This window comes from Thalassospira lucentensis, assembly GCF_011806425.1.
GTDB classification, from domain to species: Bacteria; Pseudomonadota; Alphaproteobacteria; order Rhodospirillales; family Thalassospiraceae; genus Thalassospira; species Thalassospira lucentensis_B.
The window spans coordinates 181,740-193,944 of sequence record NZ_JAATOV010000004.1; the positions used below are offsets into that span (position 1 = coordinate 181,740).

11 protein-coding genes are annotated in these 12,205 nt (G+C 52.7%); 1 reads left to right on the forward strand and 10 read right to left on the reverse strand.

Annotation, left to right across the window (positions count from 1 at the left end; translation table 11 throughout):
* Nucleotides 1–8: 8 nt before the first annotated feature.
* Nucleotides 9–1,883, reverse strand: coding sequence for an asparagine synthase (glutamine-hydrolyzing) (gene asnB, locus HCZ99_RS14365; RefSeq protein WP_167447698.1), 1,875 nt, complete (start codon nt 1,881–1,883; stop codon nt 9–11).
* A gap of 28 nt (nt 1,884–1,911) precedes the next feature.
* Nucleotides 1,912–2,193, reverse strand: a complete 282-nt coding sequence (locus HCZ99_RS14370; RefSeq protein WP_167447699.1) for a ribbon-helix-helix domain-containing protein — start codon at nt 2,191–2,193, stop codon at nt 1,912–1,914.
* A gap of 77 nt (nt 2,194–2,270) precedes the next feature.
* Here HCZ99_RS14370 and HCZ99_RS14375 point away from each other — a divergent pair, with 77 nt between their 5' ends.
* On the forward strand, nt 2,271–3,050 hold the full coding sequence (locus tag HCZ99_RS14375; RefSeq protein ID WP_167447700.1) for a phosphodiesterase: 780 nt from the start codon (nt 2,271–2,273) through the stop codon (nt 3,048–3,050).
* 6 nt (nt 3,051–3,056) lie between these two features.
* Here HCZ99_RS14375 and queG read toward each other — a convergent pair whose 3' ends face one another.
* The 8 genes from queG to HCZ99_RS14415 all read right to left on the reverse strand — a co-directional run bounded on the left by queG (nt 3,057) and on the right by HCZ99_RS14415 (nt 12,199).
* A complete protein-coding gene (queG, locus tag HCZ99_RS14380) occupies nt 3,057–4,217 on the reverse strand; it encodes a tRNA epoxyqueuosine(34) reductase QueG (RefSeq protein WP_167447701.1) in 1,161 nt (386 codons plus the stop codon).
* 115 nt (nt 4,218–4,332) lie between these two features.
* Complete coding sequence (locus HCZ99_RS14385) at nt 4,333–6,846, reverse strand: TonB-dependent siderophore receptor (protein WP_254869626.1); 2,514 nt, start codon at nt 6,844–6,846, stop codon at nt 4,333–4,335.
* Between the two features lie 148 nt (nt 6,847–6,994).
* Nucleotides 6,995–8,050 (reverse strand): FecR family protein, encoded by a 1,056-nt coding sequence (locus HCZ99_RS14390; RefSeq protein WP_167447702.1) that lies wholly within the window; start codon nt 8,048–8,050, stop codon nt 6,995–6,997.
* A gap of 97 nt (nt 8,051–8,147) precedes the next feature.
* Entirely contained in the window at nt 8,148–8,672 is a 525-nt protein-coding gene (locus tag HCZ99_RS14395; protein ID WP_167447703.1) for an RNA polymerase sigma factor, read from the reverse strand.
* A gap of 199 nt (nt 8,673–8,871) precedes the next feature.
* Nucleotides 8,872–9,339 (reverse strand): preQ(1) synthase, encoded by a 468-nt coding sequence (gene queF / locus HCZ99_RS14400; protein ID WP_167447704.1) that lies wholly within the window; start codon nt 9,337–9,339, stop codon nt 8,872–8,874.
* A gap of 11 nt (nt 9,340–9,350) precedes the next feature.
* A complete protein-coding gene (gene tgt, locus HCZ99_RS14405) occupies nt 9,351–10,493 on the reverse strand; it encodes a tRNA guanosine(34) transglycosylase Tgt (protein ID WP_167447705.1) in 1,143 nt (380 codons plus the stop codon).
* 6 nt (nt 10,494–10,499) lie between these two features.
* Complete coding sequence (queA, locus tag HCZ99_RS14410; RefSeq protein ID WP_167447706.1) at nt 10,500–11,552, reverse strand: tRNA preQ1(34) S-adenosylmethionine ribosyltransferase-isomerase QueA; 1,053 nt, start codon at nt 11,550–11,552, stop codon at nt 10,500–10,502.
* A 101-nt stretch (nt 11,553–11,653) separates the two neighbouring features.
* Complete coding sequence (locus HCZ99_RS14415) at nt 11,654–12,199, reverse strand: queuosine precursor transporter (protein WP_167447707.1); 546 nt, start codon at nt 12,197–12,199, stop codon at nt 11,654–11,656.
* Nucleotides 12,200–12,205: the final 6 nt, after the last annotated feature.

Here is a 12,205-nt window from a genome sequence, read left to right on the forward strand (position 1 = left end):
TCTTTGCCTTAAACACGCGGCGGCTTGCCCAATCCATCGTCTTGCCAAATCTGCCACACCATCAACGCCCAAAGCGTAAGTGCCATATCCGGTGCGCGCCCTGAAATCGCTTGCTGCCAATACGCACCTTGTTTGTCTTCTGGCACGTCAAAGCCTTCAAAAAGGGCGTGCGTAATCGCCGGCGCATCGCCCCAAACATAGGTACAAACCTTTGCCAGCCAATCATGTGTGGGCGGGTTAAAACCAATTTTTGGTCGACCGATATGATCCTTGGGCAAGTAAGGACTGATCGCCTTGCGCCAAATGTCTTTCCCACCATTGCCCACATGTTGGACGGCACTCATCCCCGCTGCCACCCGTACCACTTCATGGCCAAGCAACGGCAATCGATATTCCAGCCCAAACGCCATACCCATGCGATCTGACATCATCAACTGATTGCCCGGTAGGGTAACATCACGGTCAAATGCCATCATTGCGTCGGCTATCGGGGTATCACGTTCAATATCCCAATCGATCAAACCAGAATTTAACTCGGCAATTGCGCATCTATTATTCCATGCTTCAAAGGCTTGTCTGGCGCTCCCCTGCCCCCCAGCAACAAAACGCGCCGTGTTGCGGGCACTATTTTCACCAAATATTTGCGCAGCACACCGACGGATCGGCACTGGTAGATGGCGCCAATATTGTTCAAACAGACGTGCCGCCCGATAGCGCGGATAGCCACCAAAAAGCTCATCCCCCCCATCGCCCGACAAACACACTTTTACGTGGTTCCCAACCGTGCGCGACAGACTACTCATCAGCACTACAGATGGATTGGCGAAAGGCGCACCGATGCTTTGCAGTGCGGCTTGCAATCCGTCAAAAATCTCGTGCGGTTTTTCGGGCGCAGGGATGACGTGAAGCTCCTGCCCCAAATGTCGGGTAAGGTGTCGGGCGGCGTCGGTTTCATCAAGCGAAGGGTTTGAAAACCCCATCACAAAACCAACGGGCGGCGGTTGGCCACGTTCACGGGCAATGGCACTTGCCATAGCCGCAACACCGGCACTATCCAATCCACCCGACACCAAGGTACCAACCGAACAATCCGCATGCATTGCATCGGCGACCGATTGCCAAACAGCAGCGCGCAAAGTTTCGATTTGATGCGTTTCATCGGTTTGATTTTGGAGGCGACCTGTTGGCCTGACGGTACCTTTTGCAGGATGGGGGATTTGGCTATTCGTCACCTGCCCACCCTGCCAACACAGGACACGCCCGGGTGCCAACAAAGTCACATCGACAGATCCGCTTGCTGGCGAGGGAACAAACAAGTGCGCGAAATATTCGGATCGCACATTTTCATCAGGTCGTAACGGCCCGAATGCCGAAAGTGCGGGTATTTCCGACGCAAATGCCAGATGACCATCTGGGCGGTCCATCACATAAAGCGGTTTAATGCCAAGCGGATCACGGGCCAGATACAAACTGGCCTGATCACAATCCCATAACGCCAAGGCATATTGCCCCGACAAAGATGACAACGCGTTAGTAATGCTTGCACTGCGTGTGATCGCCTGTGTCAGGACATGCAGAACCAGTTCCGCATCGCTTTGACCGCGTGTTGAAATGCCTTGTTGCTTAAGCTCCGCAAGCATCCGGCGATGACCGGCGATATAGCCGTTAAAGGCCAAAACAAACCGCCCATCGCCTGAAACCATCGGCTGCGCGCCATCAAATGACAGGTCAGTAGTGGCAAGGCGCGCACAAGCTAGTGCGCAGGCTTTTTGGGGATCGCGCCATAGGCGTTGATCATCAGGGCCGCGATGCGAAAGACGTTTTACGGCATCGGCAAGGGATGCTTGATCGCTGTTTGATGTTGCACCTGCAATACCGCACATCGCCCTGTTCCTGCTTTATGGCGCTTGCTTACTCAATGCCGGAAAAGTCTTCGGTTTCGCTGGTATCGAATGCATCGTTTGTGTGCGTTGCCGCCGCCAAACGTGCTTGAAGATCGCGCAGGACATAAAGGCGCAATGCACTTGAAAGATTGCCATCGCGTGCACTGTCGATTTCGACCACCAGTTCCGCCAGGGTCTTATTACGGCGTTCAGCAAGTCCCAAAAGTTCCTGCCAAAACGCATCTTCAAGTGAAAAGCTGGTGCGGTGCCCGGCGATTGTCACTGATCTTTTACGAACCGTATCATCCATTGGCATTTATAACTTTGCACGCAGTTCAAAAACGGACATGATTTCAATCATCTTTGCGATCATGATAGGGCATCGCCATGAAATTCATACATCTTTCCGACACGCATATTCTGGCGCGCGGCGATTATTCACGGAAGCCCGATGGGGCCGCAACCCTGCGCAAGGTGATCGGTGAAATCAACAAATACCACCGCGATGCGGAAATTTGCGTCATCACGGGCGACATCACCCATCATGGTCGTCCTGACCAATATGAACAAGCCGCTGAAATTCTCGGTACCCTTGAAATTCCGTATATCTTGATCCCCGGAAATCATGACGAACGGTTGGCATTGTGCGAAGCATTCCCCGATACACCAGTCGATCCAAACGGGTTCATTAGCCACGCCTCACTGTTTGGCGGGATACGGTTTATCATGATGGACAGCATCGTTCCCGGTGCGCATCACGGCACATTATGTGACAAACGGCTTGGCTGGCTGCGCGAAGAACTGAGCGCCCATCAGGACACACCGACATTCCTGTTCATGCATCACCCGCCGTTCGAAATGGGCATGCCATTTATGGATACCATTCGACTTGATGCCGATCAGGAATTGGCCGAAATCGTAAAGGCCAACCCACAGATCAAGCACATGTTCTTTGGCCATTTGCACCGTCCCGCCACCGGAACGTGGCAAGGCGTGCCGTTTCTTTTGGCGGCCAGCACCCAGCGCGGTGAGCCGCTTGATTTCCGTCACGACAAAGAAGAAGAACTGGAAGACCGTAATCCGCTGGTGCCGGGATATGGCATTGCCTTTGCCGACCCGGACGGCGGGCTTCGCTATCATTTTGATTTTATTGATTTTGATATCTAAGGAAGGTCAGGCGGTGTTGGTTGCCTGATCCCATTCTTCGCGCACGGTTGGATTTTGTTCATCTGCAAAATGAACGGCCTTAAGGGCGGCAAAGGCATCGGGTGCCATAAGTTGGCTCAATGCCCAAACCGCACTTGCCCGGATCAGGGGACTTTCATCAGACAGAAGCTTTTCAACGCGCGGAATAAGATTGGCTGTCCCGCTATTGCCCGTGGCAATCAAAACGTTGCGCAGGAACTTGGCCCGGCCAATACGTTTGATCGGTGATCCGGTAAAGAAGGCGCGAAATTCCCCATCATCAAGTTCGAGAAAATCTGCCAATCGTGGGGCTGTCAGTTCCGCGCGCGGGATAAACGCCAATTCTTCGGTCCGTGAGGCAAACTTGTTCCACGGACAAGCTGCCAAACAATCATCACAGCCATAAATACGATTGCCCATCGCACGGCGAAATTGCATGGGGATCACGTCATCATGCTCGATAGTCAGATATGAAATGCATTTGCGTGCATCAAGCTTATAGGGGGCGGGAAACGCATCGGTCGGACAGGCCGACAGGCATTTTGAACAAGACCCGCAGTGATCAATTTCCGGCGTGGCATCGGCAAATTCAAGCGTCGTAAACACCTCCCCCAAGAACAGCCAACTACCAAATTCGCGCGAGACAAGATTGGTGTGCTTGCCCTGCCAACCAATCCCGGCTGATTGACCCAACGGTTTTTCAAGCACCGGGGCCGTATCAACAAATACCTTAACCTGTTCGCCGTCTGCGCCAGATTTTTGCGCCTTTTCCATCAACCAGCGGGCCAGTTGCTTCAGACGCTTTTTGATCAGGTCGTGATAATCTTTGTTCTTGGCATATACCGAAATCATTGCCCGGTCGGGATGATCAAGCAGCGCCATCGGATTTTCCGCCGGACCATAATTGCTGCCCAGAACAATTACGGATTTCACATCAGGCCACAGCATCATCGGATCGCGCCGACGCGGCAACCGTTCCGGATCATTCATCCAGTCCATCGATCCGTATTCACCACCCGCCACAAACTCATCTAGCCGTTTTTGATTGCGCGCATCAATGTTCGGACGCGCAACGCCACAGACGTCAAAGCCGATTTCACGGGCTTTGGCCTGAAGGTCTTCAAAGGTGATGGCAGCTGCAACTGTCATGGCAGAATTTCGGGTTCACTTTAGTTCTCTCTGTTCTCTGCCTTATATCGTCATCTAACAAAAACGCAAAAGGCCGCAGCAAAAAGCTACGGCCTTTGAAAACAGTCCGGACTGCCTAGAACTTATACCGCAAGGTTGCCAAAATGGTCCGTTCTTCCCCATAATAACAGTTATCAGACCACTGGGTAATCAAGCATGACGAGACATATTTTTCGTCCATCAAGTTATTGATGTTCAGTCGGACATCAGCATTATTCATCCCAAGCTGAGTAAGGTCATAATTCAGCACGACATCCACAAGAGTATAATCCGGTACCGTAATCGTATTAGCCTCGTTTGCAGCGGTTTCCCCGACATAGCGAACACCTGCACCGATCCCGAGCCCGTCCAAAGCCCCATCAAGAAAGCGGTAATGACCCCAAAGAGATGCCATATGCTCGGGCACCTGCTGCGGGCGATTACCATCTTTGACTGAACCGGGTGCATCATAGGACGCATCTGTGAAAGTATAGCCAGCAAGGATACTGAGACTTTCTGTCAGATCAGTGCGTGCTTCAAGCTCAAGTCCCTGTGACTCAATCGTTCCGATTGGCTCATAGGCAAATGTCGAATTATTATAGATTGCAGCATTTTCCTGCTCGATGTGAAAAGCCGCAGCACTCAGCATCGTGTTGCTACCTTCAGGCTGAAACTTTACCCCGACTTCATACTGCGTACCTTCGGTCGGCTCCAGCGGCTTGCCCGATGCGTCGCTCGACAGGCTGGGATTAAAGGATTCTGAATAGTTAAAATAGGGTGCGATGCCATTATCAAACAGATAAAGCACACCTCCACGTTTCGTCAGCTTGCTGCGATCTTCGCTCTGTTCTACATTTGTCAGACGATTGAGGTTGCTGGTTTCCAACCAGTCTTGACGAAGACCAAACGAGAACCGCCAGTTCCCGTATTCCAGTTGATCTGCGACATAAAGTCCCGACTGTTCTAATGACCGACTATTGCTGCTGGTCGGCGCCCCAAGGGTTACCCCCGGATTACCATAAACCGGATTGAAGGCATCAAGATTTGATGCACCCAGGAACTGCCACTCGTTTTCGGTCTTGCGGTTTTGATAGTCGAAACCCATCAGAACAGTATGATCGACATTGCCGGTAACAAAATTGGCTTCGGCCTGGTTATCCACCGTAAAGGCCCGAAGGCTCTCATCCCCACCACCATAGGTACGGCTCAGTTCGTTGGAGGCACCGCTCCAGCCTTCCTGGTAAACTTGGTCAAGATGGACATCCGCATCAAGAAAACGGAAATTCTGGCGCACCGTCCAAGTGTCACCGAAATCATGTTCGAACTCATAGCCAACCATATTTTGGGTGCGTTCGAAACTTTCTAATGCCGGATCACCGTCAAAGAAATTGTTTGAAATATATTGCCCATTGCGCGGAAACAGCGTGCCCTCGGATGGCAGACCGTTATGCGTGCCTCCCTCCGGGTCTTTTTGGAAATAACCCATCAGCGTAATGCGTGTATCGTCACTCACATTCGCTGTCAGGGATGGCGCGATAGTATAGCGTTCTTCTTCGGCACCTTCGAACTGGGTATCGGATGCATCTGCCTTGCCAACAATGCGATAAGCAAATTTCCCCGCATCATCCAACGGTCCGGTTAAATCAAAGCCGAGCCCACGCTGATTGCGGCTGCCATAGGAAACCTCTACCTCGCCTTGCTGCTCGAATTGAGGCTTTTTGCTTGAAAGGGCGACCAGACCACCGGGGGAACTGCGGCCATAAAGAACGGACGCAGGGCCTTTGACGACATCAGCACGTTCGACAAAATAGGGATCAATCTGCATCGAGCTATAGGTCGAATCATCGCTCATGGTTTTTAAGCCATCGAGATAGATATTGTCGATGCTGCGATCAACCAGGCCACGCAAAATCACATAATCATAACGGTTAGATGCCCCGACTTGCCCGGTAAAGGCACCCGGCGTATAGCGCAATGCCTGCATCACCGTCTGCGAACCTTGATCTTCCATCTGATCTTTGGTCACCACCGATATGCTTTGAGCCGTTTCAAGGATCGGCGTGCCGGTCTTGGTCGCTGCCTGTGATTGGCGTGCAATATATCCTGCAACAGGGCCATCGGGTTGCTCATCGATGGCATTTGCATCGACACGCACCGGATCCAGCACATTCACACCGCTGGCCGCGACCTTTCGAATTGTGATCGTGCCACCGTCGGTATAGCGCCACGTGAAACCGGTTCCGCTTAAAAGCGCACCAAGGGCTGCATCAACCGACATTTCCCCATGAAGGGCCTGTGCTTCAAGCCCATTCAGAGCTTCGGACGGAAAGAACAGTTTTACACCAGCCTGATCGGCAAAACTGGTGAGCGCGCGGTCAAGCTCCTGTGCTGGAATATCAAGCGTCACCAGCGTTGACTGCGCAACCTCGATACTCTGAACATCCGTGTCAAGTGCAGTCGCCATTGCCTGCCATGGGCTGGTTACGACAACCCCGGAAATAAGGGTGGTCGCCACAAGATGGCGTATCCACTGATTGCGCATGCCGCTTGCAGGGTGAACTGACGCCTGATCGGCCGTTGTCAGCGTCATCGCATTACCTGAATTCATCATAAGGCCTTCCGGTTGATTTCCCCTTTTGCGAATGATGTTAATAACCACAATCATTCGCTTTTGACCTTATGACGATCCCGGGTAACGAGATTTGCACCCGCTTTTCCAATTTTTCTGAAAATACTTTGAAATATCGGCGCTTCGCGCCTTAATAGATCACCGTCACGAGTGGCAAATTCAAAACGCTTGCACCGGTTGTTTGCGTAAGCGACGCCAACAGATCATCAAGTTCGGCAATGTCAAAAACACCCGTGACTTTCAAGTCCCGCAGCCGATCACGCGCAATAATGATGCTGCTCGTCTGGTAACGCTGAACTTCATCAATCACATCACCAAGCGACAGTCTGTTGAAAATCAGTTTGCCGCGTTGCCAACTGCCATAGGTCGCAAGATTGATGTCATTCCCAAGTACCGGTGGCATTCCAACCTGATAAGATGCCCGTTCCCCTGCCAGAAGACGCACTGCCTTACCCGTTCCGTTACTAACTTCGACAATGCCTTCCTGAACAGTAACCCTGGTATGATCACCATCAATCCGCACCCCATACACCGTGCCGACCGCCATGGCTTCACCGCCGAGGACCGAGACGATGAAAGGATGTTCTGCATCCTTGGCAACCTCAAAGATCACCTCACCCGCCGTAAGATCAATGCGCCGCACGTCATCGGAATAATCAACAGAAAATGCAGAGGCGGTATTCATGTGTGCAACCGTGCCATCTGGCAGTGTTACCGTTTCAAATTGTCCGATCCCGGTACTGTAATCGGCATTCCAGCGATCCAAAATCCCGGTTCCCTGAATACCGCCGACGATCATCAAAGCAAGCACCGCGCACAGCGATGCCATTGCGATGACGGTACGACGTGTGGCAATTGCGGCGCGTGGCCGAGAATTTACTGGCCGGCGCCCGCGAGAAGGCATTGCGAGGTGATTGGGCGACGCAAATTTAGCCCGTGCCCCTGCCCAGTTTTTAGCAACATTGGTTTCATCAACAGCACCAAGAAGGGTTTCCGCATCAACAGCGGCGCGTTGATGGTCATCACTTTGACTGCGCCATGCATCAAAAGCCGCATACTCCGCCGGTGTTGCGTCCCCTGAATGCAAACGCACAAGCCATTCAATGGCCTGATCGCTTAGCGCGATCATGTCATCGTCATAGGCGTTTAGCATCGCCTGCTGTTGCCCTAGTCCACCCGCCGTCAAAACCTGTATCCCCAAAACTGTTGGCTGACCGCCCCAGAAATTTGGTCTCTAGTCATAAGACGAACGAGCCTGCCTGGATCGATAAAACTTTTTGACATTATTTTTCGCCCCCGGTCACAAGAGCGTCGCGACAATGCTTGAGCGCACGGGCAATATATTTGGCCACCATACTGTTGGACACCCCCAACCGTTCAGCGATCTCATTGTGCGACAACCCTTCGACCCGAAACATCAAAAGTGCGGCACGTGCATTTTCAGGCAGTTTTTCCAGTGCCTGATCCAGCAACATGATCTGTTCACGTGACAGAAAAATGGTTTCTGGTCCAGGCTTTGGGTCGTGGATGTCGGTATCTTGCGCATCGCCGTCAAACCGTGCCGACATCCGGCGATCATGGCGAATGCGATCAATCGCAAGGTTTCCCGCCATACGATAAATATAGGCACGCGGATTATCTATCTGTTCGTCAGTGTTGGATGTTTTGGCAAGCCTGACATAGGTATCCTGGACCACATCGGCCGCGCACTGGGAATCACCATTCAGCTTCCGTGTCAAAAACCGCAAAAGCTGTTCATAGTTTTCCTGAAAACTTGCCATCAAGACCGATGCGCCGTGACGCGCCATCATCATTCCCAACCATGCTTATCGAAAAAACAGCCGATGTTTGCTGTTGCCCTTTGCAGTAGCAGGAACAGAAAAAAATGACAATGCGAATAATTCTCAATTAATTTGATTAAAGTCGCGCTTAGGGTCGCCGAAAAGAAAAGGCCGCCTCGTTTCCAAGGCGGCCTTAAATTTTACGATGTGCTGGCAAAGGTCAGTATCAGCCACGACCGCGATACGGGGCAACACCCTGATCGGGGATCCAAACACCTTCGGGGGCTGGGCCGGTTTGATAGAACACGTCAATCGGGATGCCGCCGCGCGGATACCAATATCCGCCAATGCGCAGCCATTTCGGATCAAGGATTTCAATAATGCGCTTGCCAACCTTGATCGTGCAATCTTCGTGGAAGGATCCGTGATTACGGAACGATGTCAAAAACAGCTTCAATGACTTGCTTTCCACCAGCCAGTCGCCCGGGATGTAATCAATCACCAAATGGGCGAAGTCCGGCTGACCGGTCATCGGGCAAAGGGACGTAAATTCCGGCGCGACAAAGCGCACGCAGTAATCGGTTCCTGCCTGCGGATTGGCAACGCGTTCCAAAACGGCTTCGTCCGGGGATGCTGGCTGTGCAGTGTCACTACCCAGCATCGTCAGATTGTCATAGATGGTTTGATCGGCCATGACGGTTTTCCTTAGTCCTTGGTAATCGGCACTGGATCAATATCCCCGCCTTCCTGTGCGGCCTGAAAATCACGTGCAAACGCGTCCATGCGGCCTTCGGAAATCGCGGTGCGCATATCGCGCATCAGATCCTGATAATAGGCAAGGTTGTGCCACGTCAGCAGCATGGCCCCCAACATCTCGCCCGATTTGATCAGGTGATGCAAATAGGCGCGCGAATATTTCGTGCAGGCCGGGCATCCGCACTGATCATCCAACGGACGATCATCATCACGGTGACGGCCGTTTTTCAGGTTCAACGTCCCACGATGGGTAAATGCCTGCGCATTACGCCCCGAACGGGTCGGCAATACGCAGTCAAACTGATCAATCCCGCGCAAGACAGCCCCGACCAGGTCAGATGGCTTGCCGACCCCCATCAGGTAACGCGGCTTATTGGCTGGCAGCATATCGACACAGAAATCAAGCGTATCGAACATGACCTGCTGACCTTCGCCAACTGCAAGACCACCAACCGAATGCCCAGGCAGGTCAAGTTCCGCCAGCTTTTCGGAACTTTCACGGCGCAGGTTTTCAAAAACGCTGCCCTGTTGAATGCCATAAAGCGCATATCCTTCGCGCTCGACAAAGGCATCCTTGGACCGTTTTGCCCAGCGCATCGACATGCGCATGCTGTCAGTTGCTTGCTTTTCGGTCGCCGGGAACGGCGTGCATTCGTCAAATGCCATGGTGATGGTCGATCCCAGCAAATGCTGAATTTCCATCGAACGTTCCGGGGTCAGGTTAAACTTGCGCCCGTCGATATGGCTTTTGAAGGCCACACCTTCTTCGGTGATTTTGCGCAATTTCGCCAATGACATGACCTGATACCCGCCACTGTCGGTCAGGATCGGCTTATCCCAGTTCATGAACTTATGCAGGCCACCAAGGCGCGCAATGCGCTCAGCGCCCGGGCGCAACATCAAATGATACGTATTACCCAGCAATATCTGCGCACCGGTATCGGCGACACTTTCCGGCATCATGCCCTTAACCGTGGCAGCCGTCCCAACCGGCATAAAGGTCGGCGTATCAATCACGCCGTGCGCGGTATGGATGCGTCCTAAACGGGCCTTGCCATCCTGGGCAAGCAGTTCATAGCGAAATTCGGTCATGTCTTATTATGTCCGTGCATCAATTTTGTTGGCGCATTCAAGCAAGCTGCAATCGCCATAAGAATAAAAACGGTATTCGTTTTCGATCGCGTGAGCATAGGCCGCCTTCATCCGGTCAAACCCGGCAAAGGCCGACACCAGCATAAACAGCGTCGAGCGCGGCAAATGGAAGTTGGTCAACAACATATCCACGGCCCGGAATTTATAGCCCGGCGTGATGAAGATGTCGGTTTCCGCCTCGAACGGTTCAACCACCCCATCTTCGCGCGCGGCACTTTCAAGCAACCGAAGCGACGTCGTGCCAACCGCAATCACCCGGCCGCCATTGGCGCGGGTTTCGTTGATGAGGCCCGCGATTTCGGGCGAAATTGATCCCCACTCAGCATGCATTTTATGGTCTTGGGTATCATCGACCTTCACCGGTAAAAACGTCCCCGCCCCGACATGCAGCGTAATCGTGCGGCGCTTAATCCCGCGCGCATCAAGATTGGCCAACAACTCCGGGGTAAAGTGCAATCCCGCGGTCGGGGCTGCAACTGCACCGTCTTTTTGGGCGAAAATGGTTTGATAATCAGATTTATCCTGATCATCGCCGCCGGTTTCGCGCCGGATATAGGGCGGCAACGGCATAACACCATATTTTTCAAGCGCAGCAATCAAATCCGCACCGGATTTATTGAACCGCAGCACTACTTCGCCGCCATCCTTTTTATCAAGGACTTCGGCCTCAAATTCGTCATTTACCCAGAATGTTTCGCCGATGCGCAGCTTTTTGGCCGGTTTGGCAAAGGCAACCCAGGTTCCAAGGCCTTCTTGCTTATGCAAGGTGACTTCAACCTTTGCCTCCCCGCGTTTGCCAAACAGGCGCGCGGGGATAACGCGGGTATCATTTGAAATCAGCAAATCACCATCGCGCAGAATCTCGGGCAGTTCGCGCACAATACGGTCGAGGGTTTGATGACCCGACAGATCAAGCATACGCGCGGAATCACGCGGCGATGCGGGATGTTCGGCAATGCAGTCACGCGGCAATTCGAAATCGAACAGATCGACTTTCATGGGTCGGGGCTATTCCGGGTTTTAAGGGTTATGACGAAAACAAATGAAGGGGCGTTATATGCGCCCCTTCGCCAGAAATCACAAGCAGCACGCAGGACATATCAGCCCCGTGCAGGTTCCGTATTCAGGCGCGGGGTAATCACAGCCATCAAAAGACGGAACGGTGCAAGGCAGGTAACGGCCATGATCACCTTGGCGGTGAAATCACCCATGGCCCACGTCTGCCACGGAAGCCCGGTGCCAACAAAGGCGATTGAAAAGAACAACGCGGTGTCGACAGCCGACCCAATCCCGCTTGAAACAAGCGGTGCTTTCCACCAGGTGGACTGACGCAATTTGTCAAAGATGGTGACATCAAGCATCTGAGCAATCAAAAACGCCGAGCCCGATGCAATCGCGATCCGCGTGTCTGCAAAAATCAGCGACAAAACCACGGCCAGCGAAAAACCAGCCAGCACGACAAGACGGGCTGCCTTCGCACCACGTGCACGGTTGGTCAAATCAGTAACCAAAAACGCCACCGGATAGGTAAACGCGCCATAGGTCAGCCAATCGGCCAGAACGCCGGGCAGCGGATATTCGACCAGAATGTTTGATGCGACAACCGTCGCGGCCATGGCCAGAATGCCGAAAATGATGGCTTTCATCTATCT

Bases quoted from the DNA above. Each gene is read 5' to 3' on its own strand.
- asnB (WP_167447698.1), bottom strand. From the start codon at position 1,883: ATGTGCGGTATTGCAGGTGCAACATCAAACAGCGATCAAGCATCCCTT.
- HCZ99_RS14370 (WP_167447699.1), bottom strand. From the start codon at position 2,193: ATGGATGATACGGTTCGTAAAAGATCAGTGACAATCGCCGGGCACCGC.
- HCZ99_RS14375 (WP_167447700.1), top strand. From the start codon at position 2,271: ATGAAATTCATACATCTTTCCGACACGCATATTCTGGCGCGCGGCGAT.
- queG (WP_167447701.1), bottom strand. From the start codon at position 4,217: ATGACAGTTGCAGCTGCCATCACCTTTGAAGACCTTCAGGCCAAAGCC.
- HCZ99_RS14385 (WP_254869626.1), bottom strand. From the start codon at position 6,846: ATGATGAATTCAGGTAATGCGATGACGCTGACAACGGCCGATCAGGCG.
- HCZ99_RS14395 (WP_167447703.1), bottom strand. From the start codon at position 8,672: ATGGCGCGTCACGGCGCATCGGTCTTGATGGCAAGTTTTCAGGAAAAC.
- queF (WP_167447704.1), bottom strand. From the start codon at position 9,339: ATGGCCGATCAAACCATCTATGACAATCTGACGATGCTGGGTAGTGAC.
- tgt (WP_167447705.1), bottom strand. From the start codon at position 10,493: ATGACCGAATTTCGCTATGAACTGCTTGCCCAGGATGGCAAGGCCCGT.
- queA (WP_167447706.1), bottom strand. From the start codon at position 11,552: ATGAAAGTCGATCTGTTCGATTTCGAATTGCCGCGTGACTGCATTGCC.
- HCZ99_RS14415 (WP_167447707.1), bottom strand. From the start codon at position 12,199: ATGAAAGCCATCATTTTCGGCATTCTGGCCATGGCCGCGACGGTTGTC.